This window comes from Nonomuraea sp. NPDC003560 (assembly GCF_042878785.1).
GTDB lineage: Bacteria > Actinomycetota > Actinomycetes > Streptosporangiales > Streptosporangiaceae > Nonomuraea.
The window spans coordinates 360,579-379,993 of record NZ_JBIAOF010000005.1 but is presented as its reverse complement, the minus strand read 5'-3'; the positions used below and the strand labels follow the sequence as shown (position 1 = coordinate 379,993).

The 19,415-nt window shown below is 71.8% G+C and carries 23 protein-coding genes; 17 read left to right on the top strand and 6 right to left on the bottom strand.

The features are described from left to right. Positions 1-44: 44 nt before the first annotated feature. Positions 45-761 (bottom strand): IclR family transcriptional regulator, encoded by a 717-nt coding sequence (locus ACFYUV_RS22400; protein WP_352319070.1) that lies wholly within the window; start codon positions 759-761, stop codon positions 45-47. Positions 762-824: 63 nt separating this feature from the next. Here ACFYUV_RS22400 and leuC point away from each other — a divergent pair, with 63 nt between their 5' ends. The 4 genes from leuC to ACFYUV_RS22380 all read left to right on the top strand — a co-directional run bounded on the left by leuC (position 825) and on the right by ACFYUV_RS22380 (position 3,417). After that, positions 825-2,210: a 3-isopropylmalate dehydratase large subunit gene (leuC, locus tag ACFYUV_RS22395; protein ID WP_352319072.1), complete on the top strand. Its 1,386-nt coding sequence runs from the start codon at positions 825-827 to the stop codon at positions 2,208-2,210. Between the two features lie 14 nt (positions 2,211-2,224). Next, positions 2,225-2,812 carry a 3-isopropylmalate dehydratase small subunit gene (gene leuD, locus ACFYUV_RS22390; RefSeq protein WP_358288536.1) on the top strand — a complete coding sequence of 196 codons (588 nt, stop codon included), beginning with the start codon at positions 2,225-2,227 and terminating at the stop codon, positions 2,810-2,812. Continuing rightward, a complete protein-coding gene (locus tag ACFYUV_RS22385; RefSeq protein ID WP_364391513.1) occupies positions 2,791-3,018 on the top strand; it encodes a hypothetical protein in 228 nt (75 codons plus the stop codon). Before leuD ends, ACFYUV_RS22385 begins: the two co-directional genes overlap by 22 nt. A gap of 99 nt (positions 3,019-3,117) precedes the next feature. Next, positions 3,118-3,417 carry an HU family DNA-binding protein gene (locus ACFYUV_RS22380; RefSeq protein ID WP_352352161.1) on the top strand — a complete coding sequence of 100 codons (300 nt, stop codon included), beginning with the start codon at positions 3,118-3,120 and terminating at the stop codon, positions 3,415-3,417. A gap of 65 nt (positions 3,418-3,482) precedes the next feature. On the opposite strand, the gene ACFYUV_RS22375 is transcribed toward ACFYUV_RS22380, so the two are convergent. Both ACFYUV_RS22375 and cofC read right to left on the bottom strand, forming a co-directional pair. Next, the gene (locus tag ACFYUV_RS22375; RefSeq protein WP_364330384.1) at positions 3,483-3,692 is read right to left on the bottom strand and encodes a hypothetical protein; all 210 of its coding nucleotides are present in this window, start codon (positions 3,690-3,692) and stop codon (positions 3,483-3,485) included. 53 nt (positions 3,693-3,745) lie between these two features. After that, positions 3,746-4,381 carry a 2-phospho-L-lactate guanylyltransferase gene (cofC, locus tag ACFYUV_RS22370; RefSeq protein WP_387671009.1) on the bottom strand — a complete coding sequence of 212 codons (636 nt, stop codon included), beginning with the start codon at positions 4,379-4,381 and terminating at the stop codon, positions 3,746-3,748. An 80-nt stretch (positions 4,382-4,461) separates the two neighbouring features. Between cofC and ACFYUV_RS22365 the strand changes: the two genes are divergently transcribed. The 3 genes from ACFYUV_RS22365 to ACFYUV_RS22355 all read left to right on the top strand — a co-directional run bounded on the left by ACFYUV_RS22365 (position 4,462) and on the right by ACFYUV_RS22355 (position 7,344). After that, entirely contained in the window at positions 4,462-5,172 is a 711-nt protein-coding gene (locus ACFYUV_RS22365; protein WP_387671007.1) for a lysophospholipid acyltransferase family protein, read from the top strand. A gap of 4 nt (positions 5,173-5,176) precedes the next feature. Continuing rightward, positions 5,177-6,187 carry an NAD(P)H-dependent glycerol-3-phosphate dehydrogenase gene (locus ACFYUV_RS22360; protein WP_352352158.1) on the top strand — a complete coding sequence of 337 codons (1,011 nt, stop codon included), beginning with the start codon at positions 5,177-5,179 and terminating at the stop codon, positions 6,185-6,187. 62 nt (positions 6,188-6,249) lie between these two features. Continuing rightward, positions 6,250-7,344, top strand: a complete 1,095-nt coding sequence (locus tag ACFYUV_RS22355) for a D-alanine--D-alanine ligase family protein (protein WP_387671005.1) — start codon at positions 6,250-6,252, stop codon at positions 7,342-7,344. Here ACFYUV_RS22355 and ACFYUV_RS22350 read toward each other — a convergent pair. Both ACFYUV_RS22350 and ACFYUV_RS22345 read right to left on the bottom strand, forming a co-directional pair. Beyond that, positions 7,327-7,707, bottom strand: a complete 381-nt coding sequence (locus ACFYUV_RS22350) for a DUF3515 domain-containing protein (RefSeq protein WP_387671003.1) — start codon at positions 7,705-7,707, stop codon at positions 7,327-7,329. The two genes, ACFYUV_RS22355 and ACFYUV_RS22350, sit on opposite strands and share 18 nt — an antisense overlap. Before the next feature lie 75 nt (positions 7,708-7,782). Beyond that, positions 7,783-8,016 carry an Lrp/AsnC family transcriptional regulator gene (locus ACFYUV_RS22345; protein ID WP_125637145.1) on the bottom strand — a complete coding sequence of 78 codons (234 nt, stop codon included), beginning with the start codon at positions 8,014-8,016 and terminating at the stop codon, positions 7,783-7,785. Positions 8,017-8,063: 47 nt separating this feature from the next. Here ACFYUV_RS22345 and ACFYUV_RS22340 point away from each other — a divergent pair, with 47 nt between their 5' ends. The 3 genes from ACFYUV_RS22340 to thiD all read left to right on the top strand — a co-directional run bounded on the left by ACFYUV_RS22340 (position 8,064) and on the right by thiD (position 11,785). Next, positions 8,064-9,032, top strand: coding sequence for a thiamine-phosphate kinase (locus ACFYUV_RS22340; RefSeq protein ID WP_387671001.1), 969 nt, complete (start codon positions 8,064-8,066; stop codon positions 9,030-9,032). Between the two features lie 125 nt (positions 9,033-9,157). Next, positions 9,158-10,957, top strand: a complete 1,800-nt coding sequence (locus ACFYUV_RS22335) for a hypothetical protein (protein WP_387671000.1) — start codon at positions 9,158-9,160, stop codon at positions 10,955-10,957. Positions 10,958-10,987: 30 nt separating this feature from the next. Beyond that, entirely contained in the window at positions 10,988-11,785 is a 798-nt protein-coding gene (gene thiD / locus ACFYUV_RS22330; RefSeq protein WP_364330366.1) for a bifunctional hydroxymethylpyrimidine kinase/phosphomethylpyrimidine kinase, read from the top strand. 100 nt (positions 11,786-11,885) lie between these two features. On the opposite strand, the gene rpmB is transcribed toward thiD, so the two are convergent. Further along, positions 11,886-12,071 (bottom strand): 50S ribosomal protein L28, encoded by a 186-nt coding sequence (gene rpmB, locus ACFYUV_RS22325; protein ID WP_043618345.1) that lies wholly within the window; start codon positions 12,069-12,071, stop codon positions 11,886-11,888. A gap of 199 nt (positions 12,072-12,270) precedes the next feature. Between rpmB and ACFYUV_RS22320 the strand changes: the two genes are divergently transcribed. From ACFYUV_RS22320 to rnc, 7 genes are all read left to right on the top strand, one after another. Beyond that, positions 12,271-13,815 carry a DAK2 domain-containing protein gene (locus ACFYUV_RS22320; protein WP_387670998.1) on the top strand — a complete coding sequence of 515 codons (1,545 nt, stop codon included), beginning with the start codon at positions 12,271-12,273 and terminating at the stop codon, positions 13,813-13,815. Positions 13,816-13,962: 147 nt separating this feature from the next. Then, entirely contained in the window at positions 13,963-16,143 is a 2,181-nt protein-coding gene (recG, locus tag ACFYUV_RS22315) for an ATP-dependent DNA helicase RecG (RefSeq protein ID WP_387670997.1), read from the top strand. Between the two features lie 397 nt (positions 16,144-16,540). Then, entirely contained in the window at positions 16,541-17,107 is a 567-nt protein-coding gene (gene rsmD / locus ACFYUV_RS22310) for a 16S rRNA (guanine(966)-N(2))-methyltransferase RsmD (protein ID WP_358288503.1), read from the top strand. Positions 17,108-17,121: 14 nt separating this feature from the next. Beyond that, positions 17,122-17,598, top strand: a complete 477-nt coding sequence (gene coaD / locus ACFYUV_RS22305) for a pantetheine-phosphate adenylyltransferase (RefSeq protein ID WP_352324821.1) — start codon at positions 17,122-17,124, stop codon at positions 17,596-17,598. Between the two features lie 54 nt (positions 17,599-17,652). Then, entirely contained in the window at positions 17,653-18,222 is a 570-nt protein-coding gene (locus ACFYUV_RS22300) for a YceD family protein (RefSeq protein WP_387670994.1), read from the top strand. A 1-nt stretch (position 18,223) separates the two neighbouring features. Then, complete coding sequence (gene rpmF / locus ACFYUV_RS22295) at positions 18,224-18,403, top strand: 50S ribosomal protein L32 (protein WP_033409409.1); 180 nt, start codon at positions 18,224-18,226, stop codon at positions 18,401-18,403. A gap of 255 nt (positions 18,404-18,658) precedes the next feature. After that, positions 18,659-19,378: a ribonuclease III gene (gene rnc, locus ACFYUV_RS22290; protein ID WP_387671298.1), complete on the top strand. Its 720-nt coding sequence runs from the start codon at positions 18,659-18,661 to the stop codon at positions 19,376-19,378. Positions 19,379-19,415 lie beyond the last annotated feature (37 nt).

Below are 19,415 nucleotides of genomic sequence, written 5' to 3'. Positions count from 1 at the left end.
GCGCCCGCGAGGCAGTCGGCCCCCGAAATACGAGCTTTCGCCGATCATGACGTGCGGCGCATGGCCTCGGTGATGCGTTCGGCGGCCGCCATGACGGGCACGGCGTGCAACCGGCCGGGCGCACGGGTGAGCCGCTCGATGGGCCCGGAGACCGAGACGGACGCGATCACCTTGCCTCCGCTGCCCCTTATGGGGGCGGACACGCTGGCCACCCCCTGCTCGCGCTCGCCGACGCTGTGGGCCCACCCGCGGCGGCGCACAGAGGCGAGGGTGGCGGCGGTGAACTTGGCGCCGCGCAGGCCCCTGTGCAGCCGGTCGGGCTCCTCCCAGGCCAGCAGGATCTGGGCCGCCGAGCCGGCCGTCATCGGCAGCGCCGAGCCCACCGGGACGGTGTCGCGCAGGCCGCTGGCCCGCTCGGCCGCCGCCACGCAGACCCGCTCGTCACCCTGGCGCCGGTAGAGTTGCGCGCTCTCGCCGGTCAGGTCGCGCAGCTGCATCAGCACGGGCGAGGCCACCGCGAGCAGCCGGTCCTCGCCGGCCGCCGTGGACAACTCCGCGAGCCGCGGCCCGAGCACGAATCTGCCCTGGGTGTCGCGGCTCACGATGCGGTGGTGCTCAAGTGCGACGGCCAGCCGGTGGGCCGTGGGGCGGGCCAGGCCGGTGGCCTGGACGAGCTGAGCCAGGGAAGCGGGACCCGCTTCGAGGGCATTGAGTACAAGAACGGCCTTGTCGAGTACTCCGACTCCGCTAGAGTTGTCCATACACCGATACTGCCGTCTCGACATATGAGAAAGCAAGTCGGAGGCAATCTCAAGGAGGAGATCATGGGCCGCACACTGGCCGAGAAGGTCTGGGAGCAGCACGTCGTCCGCCGTGCGGAGGGCGAACCCGACCTGCTCTACATCGACCTGCACCTCATTCACGAGGTGACCAGTCCGCAGGCGTTCGACGGGCTCCGTCTCGCCGGCCGGAAGGTGCGCAGGCCCGATCTCACCATCGCCACCGAGGACCACAACGTCCCGACCGTGCTCGGCCCGATCTCCGACCCCGTCTCCAAGGCCCAGGTCGAGACGCTGCGCAAGAACGCCGCCGAGTTCGGCATCAGGCTGCACCCGATGGGCGACGCCGGCCAGGGCGTGGTGCACATCATCGGCCCGCAGTTCGGCCTGACCCAGCCGGGCATGACGATCGTCTGCGGCGACTCCCACACCTCCACCCACGGCGCCTTCGGCGGCATCGCGTTCGGCATCGGCACCTCCGAGGTCGAGCACGTGCTGGCCACCCAGACGCTGCCCGCCTACCGGCCGAAGACGATGGCCATCGAGGTCTCGGGCGAGCTGCCCGCCGGCGTCACCGCCAAGGACCTGATCCTGGCGATCATCGCCAAGATCGGCACCGGCGGCGGCCAGGGCTACATCGTCGAGTACCGCGGCGAGGCCGTGCGCAAGCTCTCCATGGAGGGCCGCATGACCGTCTGCAACATGTCCATCGAGGCGGGCGCCCGCGCCGGCGTGATCGCCCCGGACGAGACCACGTTCGCCTACCTCAAGGGCCGCCCGCACGCCCCCGAGGGCGAGCTGTGGGACCAGGCCGTCGAGTACTGGAAGTCGCTGCGCACCGACGACGACGCCGTGTTCGACAAGGTCGTGGAGATCGACGCCTCGACGCTGACCCCGTACGTCACGTGGGGCACCAACCCCGGCCAGGGCCTGCCGCTGGGCGAGTCCGTGCCGAGCCCCGACAGCTTCGCCGACCCGGTCGAGCGCTCGGCCGCCGAGCGCGCGCTGGAGTACATGGGCCTGACCGCGGGCACGCCGCTGCGTGAGATCGAGGTCGACACCGTGTTCGTCGGCTCGTGCACCAACGGCCGCATCGAGGACCTGCGCTCGGCCGCCGAGATCCTGCGCGGCCGCCAGGTCCGCACCCGCACGCTGATCGTGCCCGGGTCGATGCTGGTCAAGCTTCAGGCCGAGCAGGAGGGCCTGCACGAGGTGTTCAAGGCCGCCGGCGCCGAGTGGCGCGAGGCCGGCTGCTCGATGTGCCTCGGCATGAACCCCGACACGCTCAAGCCCGGCGAGCGCAGCGCCTCCACCTCCAACCGCAACTTCGAGGGCCGCCAGGGCAAGGGCGGCCGCACCCACCTGGTGTCGCCGCAGGTCGCCGCCGCGACCGCGGTCACCGGCCGCCTGACCGCCCCCGCCGACCTGTAAGGAGAACCAGACCGATGGACGCCTTCACCACCCACACCGGTACGGCGGTGCCGCTGCGCCGCAGCAACGTCGACACCGACCAGATCATCCCGGCCGTCTGGCTCAAGCAGGTCAGCCGCACCGGCTTCGAGAAGGGCCTGTTCGCCGCCTGGCGCGAGGACCCGACGTTCGTCCTGAACGACCCCTCCTACGAGGGCGGCTCGATCCTGGTCTCCGGCCCCGACTTCGGCACCGGCTCCTCCCGCGAGCACGCCGTGTGGGCCCTGCAGCAGTACGGCTTCCGCGCCGTGATCGCCGCCCGGTTCGGCGACATCTTCCGCAACAACTCCACCAAGATGGGGCTGCTGCCGGTCGTCCTGCCCGCCGAGAAGGTCGAGGCCCTGCAGGCCGCCGTCGAGGCCGACCCGACGCTGCAGGTGACCGTCGACCTGCTGGAACGCCAGGTCCGCTGGGCCGGCGAGGTCGTGCCGTTCGAGATCGACGACTACACCCGCTGGCGCCTCACCGAGGGCCTGGACGACATCGGCCTGACCCTGCGTCACGCCGACGACGTGGCCGCGTACGAGAATGGTCGGCAGCCATGGCTGCCGACGACCGTCTAGAGGACGACGAACTGGCGCGGCGGTTGCGCGAGGCGCACCGCCGCGTCCGCCTGCTCCCCGCCGCCGACAAGGAACGGGCGGCCCGCCGTTACCTGTCCATCTGCGATCTCGCCAAGCGCGATCCGGAAAGGGCGGCCGCCCGGCTCGACGCCTTTCTGGGCGCCCTCGACACGCCACGCGAGGGGGAAAACACGCAGGGTGATTGAGTTCCCCCGCGATCCCGCCTACTTTCGAGCGCGTAAGGGGTTTCTACGTCGAACTCGAGAGCTGGAACCCCGAGCCGTCACTGGGGGAGCAGGACTTTCATGAACAAGCGAGAGCTCGTCGACGCCATCACCGATCGGGTGGGCGACAAAAGGACGGCCACCGAGGCCGTCAACGCGGTCATCGAGGCCATCCAGAAGGCCGTGGCGAGCGGGGACAAGGTCTCCATCACGGGCTTCGGCGCGTTCGAGATGGTGAACAAGCCCGCCCGCACTGCCAGGAACCCGTCGACCGGCGCCGAGATCAAGGTCGCCGAGAGCTGGGCGCCCAAGTTCCGTCCCGGCTCCGAATTCAAGGACCTGGTGAACGAGGGCGGCAAGCAGATCGGCAAGAAGAAATAGTCTCAGCGGACATCACGCCCGGGCGGCCCACGCCCGGGCGTTCGCTGTTTTCCGGGCCCGCGTCGTCATTCGGGCGCGGGAATCGGGAACGTCGACAGCGTGATGTAGGTGATCCGCCCGCCGTCGGTCGCCAGGTTGACCCGCTGCCCCGTGCGCAGCAGCAGCAGCGGCCCCGCGTCGAAGGCGCGCGTGCCGAACTCCAGCACCGTCCCGTCGTCGAGGAAGACCGAGCCGGAACGGGTGACCTCGTCGAAGCTGCGTACCGTCGCCTGCACGCCGTCCAGCCTAAGCCGACCGCCGTCCGGCGGGCGAGAGGCGGCCCGGAGGGTCATGCCCCCGGCCACAGGTCGGCGACCACCGCCGCCGTGTGCCGGCCCAGGCCCAGGGTGAGGGCCGCGCGCAGGTCGTCGGGGGTGTCCACGTCCCGCCGGAGCGAGTCGATCCCCGGCACGCACAGTTCCTTCGCGCCGCCGGCCAGGTGCTTGGCCCGCGACTCGCCGCCGAACCGCGGCGTGAACGGCCGCCCGGCCAGCACGCCGTAGAACGTCGTGCCGACCTCCTGGGCGTCCGGCACGAACGACTGGTCGAACTCGGCCGCCGCGGCCAGCGCCGTCGCCAGCTCGGCCGGTCGCAGGGCCGGCAGATCGGCCTGGAGCGCGCCCACCGCCTCATCGGGCGCGACGCGTACGGCATGGGCCGCGCCCGTGCGCAACGCGGTGTTGAGCCCGCGGTCGGGGTCGTGCACCACCTCCGCGCCCAGCGCCCCCAGCGGCCCCGCCGCGGCCGGATCGGCGGTCACCACGATCACCCGCGCCACCGCCGGGCAGGCCAGCGCCGCTGCCACGGTGTCGCAGGCCACGGCCACGGCCAGCCGCGTACGGTGGGGACCCGTCGCGGCCGCCAGCCGCGTCTTCGCCGCGACCAGCGTCTTCACCGGAATGACCAGAGACCAGCGGTTGCTCATAGGCTTAAGCATCTCGCCTCGACATCCCACGCGGCCAACCGGGAGACTTGGGGCGCACACCGTACGGGTTGGAGGAGACCATGAGCCGCCCCACGCGACCTTCGCGTTTCTGGGAGTCATTCGCCGTAGCGGTGGTCAAGCCGCTGTCGTGGCTCCTGGTCAAGAAGGACTGGCGCAACGGCGAGCGACTCCCGCGCACCGGCGGCATCATCATCGCGGCCAACCACCTGTCCTGGAGCGATCCCGTCCTGCTGTCGCACTTTCTGTTCAACAACGGCCGCTGGCCGGTCATCCTGGCCAAGGCCGCGCTGTTCAGGGTGCCCTTCCTGGGCCGGGCGCTCAACGGCCTGCTGGCCATCCCGGTCGAGCGGGGCAGCAGCGAGGCGGCCAGGTCGCTCAGCTCGTCGGCCCAGCGGCTGCGCGACGGCGCGGCCATCCTGTTCTACCCCGAGGGCACCTGCACCCGCGATCCCGAGCTGTGGCCCATGGTGGGCAAGACCGGCGCCGCCCGGCTGGCGCTGGAGAGCGGCGCGCAGGTCATCCCCATCGCCCACTGGGGCGCCCACGAGCTGCTCCCGTACGGCGCCAAGAGGCCCAGGCTGTTCCCGCGCAAGACCTTCCGCGTCACCGTCGGCCCGCCGGTCGACCTGTCCAAGTACGAGGGGCAGCCCCTGCGCGCCAGTGTGCTGCGCGAGGCGACCGCCGACATCATGGCGGCCATCACCGAGCAGCTGACCGAGCTGCGCGGCGAGAAGGCCCCCGAAACTCCCTACGATCCCGCCAGGCGGTGATGGCATGACAAAGGCAGCCGTTCTCGGCACGGGCTCGTGGGGCACCACGTTCGCCATGGTCCTCGCCGAGGCGGGCAACGAGGTCACGCTGTGGGGGCGCAGGCCGGAGCTGGTCGAGGCGATCGACAAGGACCACGCCAACCCCGACTACCTGCCCGGCGTGACGCTGCCCGAGGCGCTGCGCGCCACCACCGACCCCGTGCGCGCGCTCGACGGCGCCGACTTCGTGGTGCTGGCCGTGCCCTCGCAGATGTTGCGGCCCAACCTGACCGCCTGGCGCGAGCACATCCCGCCGAACGCGGTCCTGGTCAGCCTCATGAAGGGCGTCGAGCTGGGCACGACCAAGCGCATGAGCGAGGTGATCCGCGAGGTCGCCGAGGTGCCCGAGGAGCGGGTCGCGGTGGTGTCCGGGCCCAACCTGGCCAAGGAGATCGCCCACCGCCAGCCCGCCGCCACGGTCGTCGCCTGCACCGACGAGTCGGTCGCCGAACGCCTCCAGGCCGCCTGCCACCTGCCGCCGTGGTTCCGGCCGTACACCAACACCGACGTGGTCGGCGTCGAGCTGGGCGGCGCGGTGAAGAACGTGATCGCGCTGGCCGTGGGCGTCTCGGCGGGCATGGGCATGGGCGACAACGTCAGCGCCATGCTCATCACCAGGGGCCTGGCCGAGATCTCCCGCCTGGGCGCCGCGCTCGGCGCCGACCCCCACACCTTCGCCGGGCTGGCCGGCATGGGCGACCTGGTGGCCACCTGCACCTCGCCGCTGTCGCGCAACCGCACCTTCGGCGAGAACCTGGGCCGCGGCATGACCCTCGCCGAGGTCGTCGCCGCCACCAAGCAGACCGCCGAGGGCGTGAAGTCCTGCGAGTCCGTCCTTGAGCTGGCCAGGAAGCACGACGTCGAGATGCCGATCACCGAGGTGGTCGTCGGGGTCGTGCACGACGGCATGTCGCCGTCGGAGGCGGGCATGCTGCTCATGTCCCGCTCGCCCAAACCCGAACGGTACGGCCTGTGAATCCGGACGCCACCGCGCGCTCGACTCGCTGTCAGGGGGACACCCCGGTAGATTCGGACGTCATGAGCAAGCCACGCGTCGCCGTCGTTTTCGGAGGTCGCAATTCTGAGCATGCCGTGTCCCTCATGGGCGCGGGCAGCGTGCTGGATGTGATCGACAGGAGTAAGTACGAGGTGATCCCGGTCGGGATCGCCCAGGACGGCAGGTGGGTGCTCGCCGCGTCCGACCAGCGGTTCGCCATCGAGGCCGGGGAGCTGCCCGCGGTCGACACCTCCGGAGCCGCGCTCGCGCTGCCCAGCGGCGGCGCCGGGCTGGTGGCCTACGACCCCGGGAGCATCCCGGTCGAGCTCGGCACGGTCGACGTCGTCTTCCCCGTCATGCACGGCCCGTTCGCCGAGGACGGCACCATCCAGGGCCTGCTGGAGATGGCCGGCGTCCGCTACGTCGGCTCCGGCGTGCTGGCCAGCGCCGTCGGCATGGACAAGGCGCACATGAAGACCGTGATGGCCGCCGCCGGGCTGCCGGTCGGCCGTTACGTCGTCGTCCGCGACCGCGACTGGCGGCTCAACCGCGAGTGCGTGCTGAAGGAGGCCGAGGAGCTCGGCTTCCCGGTGTTCGTCAAGCCCGCCAGGGCCGGCTCCTCGCAGGGCATCTCCAAGGCCCACGACCGCGCCGAGCTGGAGGCGGCCGTCGAGTCCGCCCGGGTGCACGACCCCAAGGTGCTGATCGAGGCCGCGATCGAGGGCCGCGAGATCGAGTGCGCGGTGCTGGAGTCGCTCGGCGACGAGCCCGCCGCCGCGTCGATCCCGGGCGAGGTCAAGGTCGAGGGCGGCCAGGAGTTCTTCGACTTCGAGGCCAAGTACTACCCCGACCAGATGTCGCTCACCGTGCCCGCCGACATCCCGGCCGAGACCGCGGAGGAGCTGCGCGCGATGGCCGTGCGGGCCTTCGAGGCGCTCGACTGCGAGGGTCTGTCCAGGGTCGACTTCTTCTACACGCCCGACGGCCGGCTGATCTTCAACGAGATCAACACGATGCCCGGGTTCACCTCGTTGTCGGTCGCGCCGCAGCTCTGGGCGGCCTCGGGGCTGTCGTACCCGCAGCTGGTCGACCGGCTGATCCAGCTCGCGCTGTCGCGCTCACCCGGCCTGCGTTGAGACGGCCCGCCCGATCGGCCCCGACAGCTCGGCCAGCACGTCGGGCGCCGCGTGGTCGCCGCCGACCGTGACCTCCACGTACGTGGGCGCGGCCACCGCGGTGAACAGGGTGGGCTTGTCCGGATCGGCGAACCAGCCCACCCCGTCGATCTCCCGGAGCTGGTCGGTCGGCGCCATCCGGGCCGGCCGCGGCACACCGCAGCGCACCGCGATGGACGCCTCCCCCCAGACCGCCACGTACGGCGAGGCCGGCTCCGACGTGCCGCGCTCGGCGCCGTCGAGCGTCTTGGGCAGCAGGGACGCGAGCCTGTCACAGGCCGCCGCAGCCTCCCCCGAAGGCTTGGGCGGATCGACCTGTACCACGCCACCGCAGCCGGCTAGTGCCAGAAGAAGGAACAGAACGGCGGCGGCGCGCATGGAACCCAGACCTCGAATGTGTCAGATATGAACGATCGGACACGTAAGAGTACGCGTGATCCCTTCCACCGCCTGAATCTGCGCCACGACCAGCTTGCCGAGCTCGTCGACGTTGCGCGCCTCAGCACGGACGATCACGTCGTAAGGCCCCGTCACGTCTTCCGCCTGGGTGACCCCCGGAATTCCGGAGATCTCCTCGGCAACGGCGGCGGCCTTGCCGACCTCGGTCTGAATAAGGATGTAGGCCTGCACCATCACGTCCTCCCGGGCGATTGGATCACGCCGAAGGGCCACCGTACCCTGTGTGCGTCAGGAGGTGCGTCATCACAGTCGGAGATCTCGGCGAGTTCGGTGTCGTCAATCGTATTGCCGGACGCCTGCCCCAGGGAGAGGGGGTCATGCTCGGCCCGGGTGACGACGCCGCCATGGTCGCCGCGCCCGACGGGCGGGTGGTCGTCTCGACCGATCTGCTGGTCGAGCGCAGGCACTTCCGGCTCGACTGGTCCGGCGGGCGCGACGTGGGCCGCAAGGCCGCAGCCCAGAACCTGGCCGACATCGCCGCCATGGGGGCCGTCCCGACGTCCATCGTGGTCGGGCTCGGCATCCCCGCCGAGCTGCCGGTGGCCTGGCTGGACGCCCTGACCGACGGGTTCCGCGAGGAGTGCGCGGTGGTCGGCGCGAGCGTGGTCGGCGGCGACATCACCCGGTCGGACCTGGTGGTCATCGGGGTGACCGCGCTGGGCGACCTGCGCGGGCGGGCGCCGGTGACGCGGTCCGGGGCGCGGCCGGGGCACGTGGTGGCCGTGGCCGGGCGGCTGGGGTACGCCGCCGCGGGGCTGGCGCTGCTGGCCGCCGGGGTCGCCGCGGGTTCCGGCGCGCTGGCGGAGGCGGTGACCGCCCACCGACGGCCCTGCCCGCCGTACGCGGAGGGGCCGCGGGCGGCCGCGCTGGGCGCGAGCGCCATGCTCGACGTCAGCGACGGCCTGGTGCAGGACCTCGGGCACGTGGCCGCGGCCAGCGGCGTACGCGTCGAGCTCGATCCCGGGTCGTTCGCCGTGGGGGAGCCGGTGGCGGCGGCGGCCGCGGAGCTGGGGCAGGATCCGCTCGAATGGGTGCTCACGGGTGGTGAGGATCACGCGCTCGCCGCGGTCTTCCCGCCTGACGTACGGCTGCCGCCGTCGTGGCAGGTCGTGGGCCGGGTGGTCGAGGGGGAGGGCGTCCTGGTGCACGGCCGCCAGGTGGGGCAGGGCGGCTGGGATCACTTTCGGTGATGACTTGTCCCGATTTACGTGAAATTTTCCGGATTTAGGGTAGGACTAGCGGGATTGTTGTGACAAGGACGTAGTAAAGGTGTTATGAAGATTGGCGGCCACTGTAACCGCGAGAAAGGGCAGCCATGGGCCGCCACGGCACCGGTGGATCCGACGATGGGGATGAACGGGGGAACGGCAGCGCTTTCTGGGGTCCCGACGACCCGGCCGAGGCGCCGGGCTGGCCGGCGTTGCCGGACCAGGTCGAGGTGACGGGGCAGTGGGCCCCGATGCCGCGCCGCGAGGACGGCCCGCCGCAGCGCAGCGGCAGGCAGCCCGAGCCGTTCGAGACCACGGGCGCCTTCGCCGTGCCCGCCGACGCCGCCCCGGGGTTCCCGCCGTCCGACGCCCCCTCCGGGCCCTTTCCGCCGCCGAACGGCCCCCAGTTCTCCGGCTCCCCCTACCCCGAGCCGAACGGGGCCGGGCCGTTCGAGGTGACGGGCGCGTTCGCCCGCCCGGCCGACTGGGACGCCGTCGGCCCCTCTTCCCAGCCCGACGCCACGTCCGCCTTCGGGCCGCCGCCAAGCTTCGACGCCTCCGGCCGCACCCCGGGCCCCTTCGACGCCCCCCGGCGGAACACCGGCCCGTTCGACGCCCAGGGCCCTGACAGCGGCCCGTTCGACAGGCAGGGCGGGAACACCGGCCCCTTCGACAGGCAGGGCGGGAACACCGGCCCCTTCGACAGGCAGGGCGGGAACACCGGCCCCTTCGACACCCAGGAGCCGGGCGGCACGGCCAGGTTCGACATGCCTGGACCCGGTGGCACCGCCAGGTTCGACGTGCCGGAGCCCGGAAGCACGGCCAGGTTCGACGTGCCCGCCGGAGCCGACACCGCTTTCCATGCCAGGCCGCCGGAGCCCGGTGACGTGAAGGTGGCCGGGGAGCCGACCGCCGCGCACACGCCCGCCTGGGCGGAGGCCGAAACCGGCTTCCTGCGTTCGGGCTGGTCCTCCGACCAGGACCTCGACGACCTGGACGAGTCCGAGTCCCGTGGCCGTCGCCGCGGCGGCCGGCGCAAGTCGCCCAGGGGCGGCGGCGGTGGCGACGACGACGGCCTGAACCCGCCTGCCGGCGGCGGCAGCGGCAAGGGCAGGGCCCGCATGGCGCTGCTGTCGGTCGCCGCCGTGGCCGTCGTGCTCGGCGGCACGGTCGCCGGGGTGAAGCTCATGAGCTCCTCGGACGACCCCGGCAAGTGCGCGGACGCGAGCTGCGCCGCCGTCCACACCAGCACCAGCCCCTCGACCGCCGCGGTCTCCGACCCCGGCACGGAGGAGGAAGAGCCCTCCGAGGAGCCGACGGAGGACGAGGAGACGAGCACGCCCTCCGACGCCCCGACGACCACCGCCCCCACGGTCGGCAACCGCGCCCCGCGCCGCAGCACGGCCCCCACCCCCACGCCCACCAGGACGCGGACGAAGGCCTCGGCCAAGCCGACGCGGGAGCCGGAGCCGCCGGCCGAGGAGACGATCTCCGAGGCCCCGACCGACGACGGCACGCCCCTGGGCAACTCCGACACCGGCGTCGTCCCCACGGTGGGCAGCAGCCCCGCGCCCGCGACCACCTCCACGTCCGGGTACGGCGGCAGCGGCGGCTCGGTCAACGTGCGGCAGACGGTCAAGCAGCGGCTCACCTCGTACTCGGCCACGCTGCGCGTCACCAACCAGTCGCCGGCCCCGCTGGCGAACGCCACCTTCTCCCTCCCGGTCGAGGGCCGCGTGATGGACGTGAACGGCGGCTCCTGGACCCAGGACGGCGACCTGCTGATCATCGACCTGTCGGGCTCGCTGGCCGCCGGGGACTCGGTGAGCGTCACGTACTCGGCGACGGGGAAGGCGCAGGAGCCGGGCGCGTGCGGGCTGGTCGGCGGGGAGTGCGCGATGGGCTGAGTGCCTGCTTGGTGCCGGTCGAGTGGTTGGATGGGGTTCATGACGACCCCTCCACGTGTGCTGACCGTCGCGGGCTCCGATTCCGGAGGCGGCGCGGGCATCCAGGCCGACCTGAAGACCATGATGGCGATGGGCGTGCACGGCATGAGCGTGATCGCCGCCGTCACGGCCCAGAACTCGCTGGGCGTCCAGGGCTACTGGGAGCTGCCGCCCGAGGCCGTGCGCGCGCAGCTCGACTCCGTGCTGGGCGACATCGGGGCGCAGGCCGTCAAGACCGGCATGCTGGCCTCGCCGGTGCTGGTGGAGACGGTGGCCGAGGTGCTGGGGGCCTATGACGCGCCGGTGGTGGTCGATCCCGTCGGGGTGTCCAAGCACGGCGACTCCCTGCTCGCCCCCGAGGCCGTCGACACGCTCAGGACGCGCCTGCTGCCCGTGGCCACGGTCGTGACGCCGAACCTGTGGGAGGTGGAGCAGCTCACCTCGGTCAAGGTCGAGGACGAGGGAGACCTGCGCAGGGCCGCCGACGCCGTGCTCGCGCTGGGGCCGTCCTGGGCCCTCATCAAGGGCGGCCATCTGCCCGGCGCCCCCGTCGACCTCCTGACCGACGGCACGACCGAGCACCGCTTCGCCGCCGAACGCCTCGACAACCGGCACACCCACGGCACGGGCTGCACCCTGGCCTCGGCCCTGGCGTCCCGGCTCGCGCTCGGCGACGACGTCCCGACGGCGGTGGGGAGGGCCAAGGAGTACGTGACGGGCGCGATCGCCCGCGGCTTCCCCCTGGGCTCCGGCATCGGCCCGGTGGACCACGCCTGGCGCTGGCGCTGACCCTTGAGCCCGTCCCATGGCGGGGCGGGCCAGGGGGCGGGCACGACGAAAGCCCGCCGCTCCGGTGATCAGGAGCGGCGGGCTTCGCGAAAGACGAGAACTAGCGGGTGACCTTGCCCGCCTTGATGCACGAGGTGCACACGTTCAGCTTCTTCGGCGTGCCGCCGACGACCGCGCGGACCGTCTGGATGTTGGGGTTCCAACGACGACGGGTACGGCGGTGCGAGTGGGACACGTTGTTGCCGAAGGTCGGCCCCTTGCGGCAGACATCGCAGACGGAAGCCACGGTATCGCTCCTTATAACAGTCGATGTAGCCCTGTCCGCTGATGCTTTCCGGGCGGAGGGCATGCCGGGACAACCGGCCAGCCAGACGAGAATATCTGATCCACACCATTGGGCGCGAACCAGAGCACTGGACGGTGGCCGGTGCGGGGATATTCTCCTCCAACAAGGTAGCGCATGCGGGGAGGTCGAAGGAGCGCAGATGAAGGCCCTCGACCCGCCCGCGGTGCGCCGCTGGGCCCGCCTGGCCGCCGACGCCCTCGGCCGGGCGAGATCGGAGATCGACGCGCTCAACGTGTTCCCCGTGGCCGACGGCGACACCGGCACGAACCTGCACCTGACCATGCTGTCGGCGGCCGAGGCCGTCGAGTCCCTGCCCGACGACGTCGACGTGGCCGTGGTGTGGCAGACGCTCGCCTACGGGGCGCTGGTGGGGGCGCACGGCAACTCGGGGGTCATCGTCAGCCAGGCGCTGCGCGGGCTGGCCGAGGTGCTCAAGGACGGCTCCGACCTGCGCGCCGGTCTGGTCAGGGCGGCCACGCTCGCCAGGGAGGCCGTGGCCAGGCCGGTCGAGGGCACGGTGCTGACCGTGCTGGAGTCGGCCGCCCGGGCCGCCCGGGACGCCGACGGCGACGCGGGCGAGGTGGCGCGGCAGGCGGCGCGGGAGGCGCGGGCCGCGGTGCGCCGCACGCCGGGGCAGCTCGACGTGCTGGCCCGCAGCGGGGTCGTGGACGCGGGCGGCGCGGGGGCGGCGATCGTGCTGGAGACCCTGGCCGCCGTGCTCACCGACTCCTACAGCGACCACTACGACGTGCCGGCGCCGACCGGTCGGGTCACGCCGATGACCGAGGTGGGCGCCGGCTACGAGGTGATGTACCTGCTGGACGCCGACGAGCGCGCGGTGGCCGCGCTGCGCGACGAGCTCGACGCCATGGGCGAGTCGCTGGTCGTGGTGGGCGGCGAGGGCCTGTGGAACGTGCACGTGCACGTGGCCGACGCGGGGGCGGCCGTGGAGGCGGGGCTGCGGGCGGGACGTCCGCACCGGGTCAGGATCACGTACCTGGCCGAGCGCACGCATCGGGGCAGGGCGGGCAGGGGCGTGGTGGCGGTGGCGGCCGGTGACGGGATCGCGGCGCTGTTCGAGGAGAGCGGCGCGGTCGTGGTGCGCCGCGCGCCCGGCACCCGGCCCGCGCTGCCGGAGCTGCTGGCCGCGATCAGGCAGGCGGGCGCCGAGGTGGCCGTGCTGCCGAACGACGAGGGTGTCCTCGCGGTCGCCGTCGCGGCGGCGGAGATCGCCCGCGAGGACGGCGTGGCCGTCAGCGTCCTGCCGACCAGGGCGACCGTGCAGGGGCTGTCGGCGCTGGCCGTGCACGACCCGCTGCGCCGGTTCGACGACGACGTGGTGGCCATGACGGACGCCGCCGGCCACACCAGGTACGGACATCTGGCGGTGGCGGACAGGGAGGCGTTCACCAGCGCGGGCGTGTGCCGGCCGGGCGACGTGCTCGGCCTGATCGACGGGGACGTGGCGGTGATCGGCGGCGACCTGGAGCGCGTGGCGAGGCTGATCATCGACCGGATGGTGGCCGGCGGTGGCGAGCTGGTGACCCTGGTCACGGGCTCCGACCTGCCCGAACGGCTGGCCGTCCGGCTGGAGGACCACCTGCGGCGCACGCGGCCGGACGTCGACCTGGTCGTCTACGACGGCGAGCAGGGCGGCTACCCGCTGCTGATCGGCGTCGAGTAGCGGCGCGCACCCCTTCCGCGAGCGACTCCCAGGCCTGCGGGCAGCCTCTTCCGTGGGCGCCCCGGGGCCCGGCGCGGCCCCTTCCACGGGCGACTCCCGGGCCCGGTGCGGGATTCCTGTCGGCCGCAGGCGGTAGAACTGGATCCCGTGAGCCGTTTCGACGAGCCCCTGACCAAAGCGCTCGACCCGAAGACCGCCAAGCTGCTGCACAGCGTGCTCGGCCTGGAGACGGTCGGCGACCTGCTGCGCCACTACCCGCGCCGCTACGCCGAGCGCGGCGAGCTGACCTCGCTCGACGCGCTGGAGGTCGACGAGCACGTCACCGTGGTCGGCGAGGTGACCAGGCTGATGCGCAAGCCCATGCGCAACCGCGGCGGCACGTGGCTGGAGGCCGAGGTCGTCGACGGCAACGGCAACCGCATCTACCTGGCGTTCTTCGGCAAGGGCTCGCACGTGGCCGAGTCGCGGCTCAAGCCGGGGCGGCGCGGCATGTTCGCCGGCAAGGTGGGGCTGTTCGGGGCGCGCTCCAAGCCGCGCTGGCAGCTCTCGCACCCCGAGTTCGAGCTGTTCGAGGAGGAGGCCGAGGCGAGCGCCGAGGAGTTCGCGTCCGCGCCGGTGCCGATCTACCCGGCGGGCAAGGACGTCACGCCGTGGGCGATCCGCCGGGCGGTCGGCGTGGTGCTCGACACGCTGGGCCCGCTCGACGATCCGCTGCCCGCCGACCTGCGGGCCAGGCACGGCCTCCAGCCGCTCGCCGAGGCGCTGGTGGCCATCCACCGGCCGAAGGACCTCGCCGACGTGGGCCGGGCGCGCAAGCGGCTGAAGTTCGACGAGGCGTTCGTGCTGCAGGCGGTGCTGCTCCAGCGCCGTCAGGCGGCCACGGCGTGGCCGGCCAGGCCGCGGCCGAGGCGTTCCGACGGCATGCTGGCCGACTTCGACGGGCGGCTGCCGTTCTCGCTCACCGAGGGGCAGGCGCAGGTGGGGGAGGAGATCGCGGCCGACCTGGCGCTGGAGCACCCGATGCACCGGCTGCTGCAGGGCGAGGTGGGCGCGGGCAAGACGGTCGTGGCACTGCGCGCGATGCTCCAGGTGGTCGACGCGGGCGGCCAGGCCGCGCTGCTGGCCCCTACGGAGGTGCTGGCCCAGCAGCACCACCGCTCGATCACGAACATGCTGGGCGAGCTGGCCCAGGGCGGCATGTTCGGCGGCACGGCGGTCACGCTGCTGACGGGCTCGATGGGCGCGGCGGCGCGGCGTGCGGCGCTGCTCGACGCGGCCTCGGGCACGGCGGGCATCGTGGTCGGCACGCACGCCCTGCTCCAGGAGCACGTGCAGTTCGCCGACCTGGGGCTGGTCGTGGTCGACGAGCAGCACCGCTTCGGCGTGGAGCAGCGTGACGCGTTGCGCGAGAAGGCGGGCGGGGGCCGTCCGCACGTGCTGGTGATGACCGCGACCCCGATCCCGCGCACGGTCGCCATGACGGTCTTCGGCGACCTTGAGGTCTCGACGCTGTCGCAGCTCCCGTCGGGGCGCGCGCCCATCACCACGCACGTCGTGCCGGCCGCCGAGAAGCCCCACTATCTCGAACGCACCTGGCAGCGGGTGCGCGAGGAGGTGGAGCTGGGCAGGCAGGCGTACATCGTGTGCCCGCGGATCGGCGACCTGGAGGGCGACGAGGGCGACCTGGCGGCGGCGGGGGGCGACGACGACCGCCGTCCGCCGCTGGCCGTGCTGGAGGTCGCCGAACTGCTCACCCAGGGCCCGTTCCAGGACCTGCGGGTCGGCACCCTGCACGGCAAGCTCCCGCCGGAGGAGAAGGACGCGATCATGCGCTCCTTCACCAAGGGCGAGCTCGACGTGCTGATCGCCACCACCGTCATCGAGGTGGGCGTCGACGTGCCCAACTCCTCGGTGATGATCATCATGGACGCCGACCGCTTCGGCGTCTCCCAGCTCCACCAACTGCGCGGGCGGGTGGGCCGGGGCGGCCTGCCCGGCCTGTGCCTGCTGGTCTCCGACTTCCCCGAGGGCACCCCGGCCCGCGCCCGCCTCGACGCGGTGGCCGCCACGCTCGACGGCTTCGAGCTGTCCCGCGTCGACCTGGAGCAGCGCCGCGAGGGCGACGTCCTGGGGGCGGCCCAGTCGGGCAAGCGCAGCTCGCTGAAGCTCCTGCAGCTTCTGCGGGACGAGGACGTCATCACAACAGCGCGGGACGAAGCCGCAAAGCTCCTGTCGGAGGACCCCGAACTGGCCCACCACGAGGGCCTGCGCGCCGAGATAGCCCGCCTCCTGGAGGACGAGAAGGCGGAGTACCTGGAGAAGACGTGAGGGCCCAGGAGAACCACGGAGCCGGTCAACGAAGGCTCGCGTGACGGCGGCGAGCCGGTGAAGGGTCAGAGGCCGTTGCATGGAAGGCCGTCAGCCGAAGTAAGGCGAGTGGGAAGACCACGCGAAGCCGTAAAGAAAAAGGAAGATGTAAGGCCCAGCCGCGGGGACGGCCTCCCCCCGAATGCCGTCCCCGGCTGGGCCCACCCTCGGGTCAGGTGCCGAGGGAACCGGCGTGCGGAAGGGCTCACGATCACGCCGGTCGGCCTTCATGTGGGTCACCTTGAAGGCCGCAGACTCATCATGCGGGCCGATCCGGCCGATGTGAATCACCCTTGCGCAGTCGAGGCCGACACTTGTCCACTCTTGACCTGGGCGAACATGCGGAACAATGGGCCTTATGACTCGGATCATCGCGGGGAGCGCGGGTGGGCGGCGGTTGGCCGTGCCGCCGGGGCGGGGCACGAGGCCGACCAGCGACAGGGCCAGGGAAGGCATCTTCTTGACCCTCGACTCCCTGTACGGCCTGCGCGAGGCCCGCGTGCTCGACCTGTACGCCGGTTCGGGCGCCGTGGGCCTGGAGTCGCTGTCCAGGGGCGCGGCCCACGCGCTGCTCGTCGAGTCCGACGCCAAGGCGATCCGGACGATCAGGGCCAACATCCGGTCTCTCGGCCTGGAAGGCGCCGAGCTGGTGGCCGACAAGGTCGAGCGGGTCCTGGCCAGACCGCCGGAGGAGCCGTACGACATCGTCTTCGCCGATCCGCCGTACGCGCTGGGTGACGGGGAGGTCACGCGGGTCCTGGAGCTGCTGCGCGACAACGGCTGGCTGATGGACGAGGGGCTGGTGGCATTCGAGCGGGAAACGAGGGGAAAGTCCTTGATGTGGCCGGAAGGATATGTTGAGGAGAGGGTCCGTAGATACGGCGAAGCATCCGTTTGGTACGGTCGCGCCGCCGGGAACCCGTAGACCTGGGAGGCGTCTTGCGCCGCGTTGTCTGCCCGGGGTCGTTCGACCCCATCACCAATGGCCACCTCGACATCATCGGCCGGTCGGCCCGCCTGTACGACGAGGTGGTCGTGGCGGTCCTCATCAACATCGAGAAGAGCAGCCTGTTCACGGTCGACGAACGGATCGAGATCCTTCAGACCGTGACGAAGGAGTACCCCAACGTCAAGGTGCAGAAGTTCCACGGCCTGCTGGTGGACTTCTGCAAGCACAACGACATCCCCGCCATCGTCAAGGGCATCAGGGTCGTCAGCGACTTCGACTACGAGCTGCAGATGGCCCAGCTCAACTACCGTCTGTCGGGCGTCGAGACGCTCTTCATGCCCACCAACCCCGAGTACTCCTTCCTGTCCTCCAGCCGGGTCAAGGAGATCGCGCGGTATGGTGGCGACGTGTCCGGCCTGGTCCCTGACCTGGTGCACAAGCTGCTCATCGAGCGTCTCAGGGGCTGACCGCGACCTGGTATCCTTTCATTTCGGCCTTGTACGACGGCGAGCGTCTTCGCCATGCCTAGCGAGAGCAGGATGACTCAGCACCTCGACCCCCGCTCCCCTTGGGTGCTCTCCACTCATGATCTGGGGAAGCGACCGGGCACGATGCGGCAGATGACCCTGTCCCTTCCGGCACCGGCTAACCTCGGCGTCGACATGATCGGTGTCCCCAAAGACGCCGAAGTCGAGCTGGACCTCCGGCTCGAAGCAGTGATGGAAGGCGTGCTCGTCTCGGGCACGGCGCACGCCCCGCTCGCCGGGGAGTGCGCGCGGTGCCTTGACCCGATCACCTCGGACATCGAGGTCGATCTGCAGGAGCTGTTCTTCTACTCCGACGAGGACGCCTCGGAGGACGACTCGCTGCTCGACGGAGAGCTGCTCGACCTCGAGCCGACGTTCCGTGACGCGGTGGTGCTCGCACTGCCGCTGAGCCCCGTGTGCCGCGAGGACTGCGAGGGGCTCTGCACGGAGTGCGGGATCAAGCTGGCCGAGGCCGGCGACGATCACCGGCACGAGAAGATCGATGCCCGCTGGGCGTCGTTGCAAGGTCTGGTTTCCGAGAACGATAACGATCAGGAGAAGTGACGTGGCCGTCCCGAAGCGAAAGATGTCGCGGAGCAACACCCGCGCCCGTCGCTCCCAGTGGAAGACGACTGCTGTCGCCCTGGTGAGCTGCCCGCAGTGCCGTTCGCCCAAGCAGCCGCACATCGCGTGCCCCACCTGCGGCACCTACAACCGTCGTCAGGTCATCGAGCCGTCCGCCTGATCACACTGACAGCAGGCCCGCCCGTCGTGTTCGGAGCGGGTTTCACCGTCAGCAGTTGACGTGATGCCGACCGGGTGCCATTGTGCCTCGGTCGGCGTTAACGTCTGTAGATGCGTACGGCGGCGGTTCGCCCGCGGCCGTGGTGGACGCCGGGGCTACCCGTTACCCCGACGCCCACCACGTTTTCGGGCATCTTCCGCGGCCGCCTTGTGAAGATGTCCGAGGAGGAAACACGTGGGCGCAGGTCCTAAGCCGGTGGCCGTGGAGGTCGCCAGGGAAGAGCTGCAGCGGGTCCTGGTCGTCGGCCTCGACCCCGACATCCTCGAGCGGGCGCTGACGCACCGCTCCTACGCGTACGAGAACGGCGGCCTGCCCACCAACGAGCGCCTGGAGTTCCTCGGCGACTCGGTGCTGGGTCTCGTGGTCACCGACACCCTCTACCGCAACCACCCCGACCTGCCCGAGGGGCAGCTCGCCAAGCTGCGCGCCGCCGTGGTGAACATGCGCGCGCTGGCCGACGTCGCCCGCAACCTGGGCCTGGGCCGGTTCCTGCGGCTCGGCAGGGGCGAGGAGGGCACCGGCGGGCGCGACAAGTCCTCGATCCTGGCCGACACGCTGGAGGCGCTGATCGGCGCGATCTACGTGGACAAGGGCCTCGACGAGGCGTTCCGGGTCGTCCACCTGCTGTTCGACCCGCTGATCGTGCGCTCGGCCTCGCTGGGCGCGGGGCTCGACTGGAAGACGTCCCTGCAGGAGCTCACCGCCTCCGAGGCGCTCGGCGTGCCCGAGTACCACGTCGAGGAGAGCGGCCCCGACCACGCCAAGTCGTTCACGGCCATGGTGCGCGTGGGCGGCGAGTCCTACGGCTCGGGCAGCGGGCGCAGCAAGAAGGAGGCCGAGCAGCAGGCGGCCGAGGCGGCCTGGACGCGCATCCGGGCCCGCCGCGAGCAGCGCGAGAGCCAGCCCGCCGGCTGACCCCGGCGCACGGGAAGCCCCGGCCCGCGTCCGGCGT

Bases quoted from the DNA above. Each gene is read 5' to 3' on its own strand.
- ACFYUV_RS22400 (WP_352319070.1), bottom strand. From the start codon at position 761: ATGGACAACTCTAGCGGAGTCGGAGTACTCGACAAGGCCGTTCTTGTA.
- leuC (WP_352319072.1), top strand. From the start codon at position 825: ATGGGCCGCACACTGGCCGAGAAGGTCTGGGAGCAGCACGTCGTCCGC.
- leuD (WP_358288536.1), top strand. From the start codon at position 2,225: ATGGACGCCTTCACCACCCACACCGGTACGGCGGTGCCGCTGCGCCGC.
- ACFYUV_RS22385 (WP_364391513.1), top strand. From the start codon at position 2,791: ATGGCTGCCGACGACCGTCTAGAGGACGACGAACTGGCGCGGCGGTTG.
- ACFYUV_RS22380 (WP_352352161.1), top strand. From the start codon at position 3,118: ATGAACAAGCGAGAGCTCGTCGACGCCATCACCGATCGGGTGGGCGAC.
- cofC (WP_387671009.1), bottom strand. From the start codon at position 4,381: ATGAGCAACCGCTGGTCTCTGGTCATTCCGGTGAAGACGCTGGTCGCG.
- ACFYUV_RS22365 (WP_387671007.1), top strand. From the start codon at position 4,462: ATGAGCCGCCCCACGCGACCTTCGCGTTTCTGGGAGTCATTCGCCGTA.
- ACFYUV_RS22360 (WP_352352158.1), top strand. From the start codon at position 5,177: ATGACAAAGGCAGCCGTTCTCGGCACGGGCTCGTGGGGCACCACGTTC.
- ACFYUV_RS22355 (WP_387671005.1), top strand. From the start codon at position 6,250: ATGAGCAAGCCACGCGTCGCCGTCGTTTTCGGAGGTCGCAATTCTGAG.
- ACFYUV_RS22345 (WP_125637145.1), bottom strand. From the start codon at position 8,016: ATGGTGCAGGCCTACATCCTTATTCAGACCGAGGTCGGCAAGGCCGCC.
- ACFYUV_RS22335 (WP_387671000.1), top strand. From the start codon at position 9,158: ATGGGCCGCCACGGCACCGGTGGATCCGACGATGGGGATGAACGGGGG.
- thiD (WP_364330366.1), top strand. From the start codon at position 10,988: ATGGGGTTCATGACGACCCCTCCACGTGTGCTGACCGTCGCGGGCTCC.
- ACFYUV_RS22320 (WP_387670998.1), top strand. From the start codon at position 12,271: ATGAAGGCCCTCGACCCGCCCGCGGTGCGCCGCTGGGCCCGCCTGGCC.
- rsmD (WP_358288503.1), top strand. From the start codon at position 16,541: ATGACTCGGATCATCGCGGGGAGCGCGGGTGGGCGGCGGTTGGCCGTG.
- ACFYUV_RS22300 (WP_387670994.1), top strand. From the start codon at position 17,653: ATGCCTAGCGAGAGCAGGATGACTCAGCACCTCGACCCCCGCTCCCCT.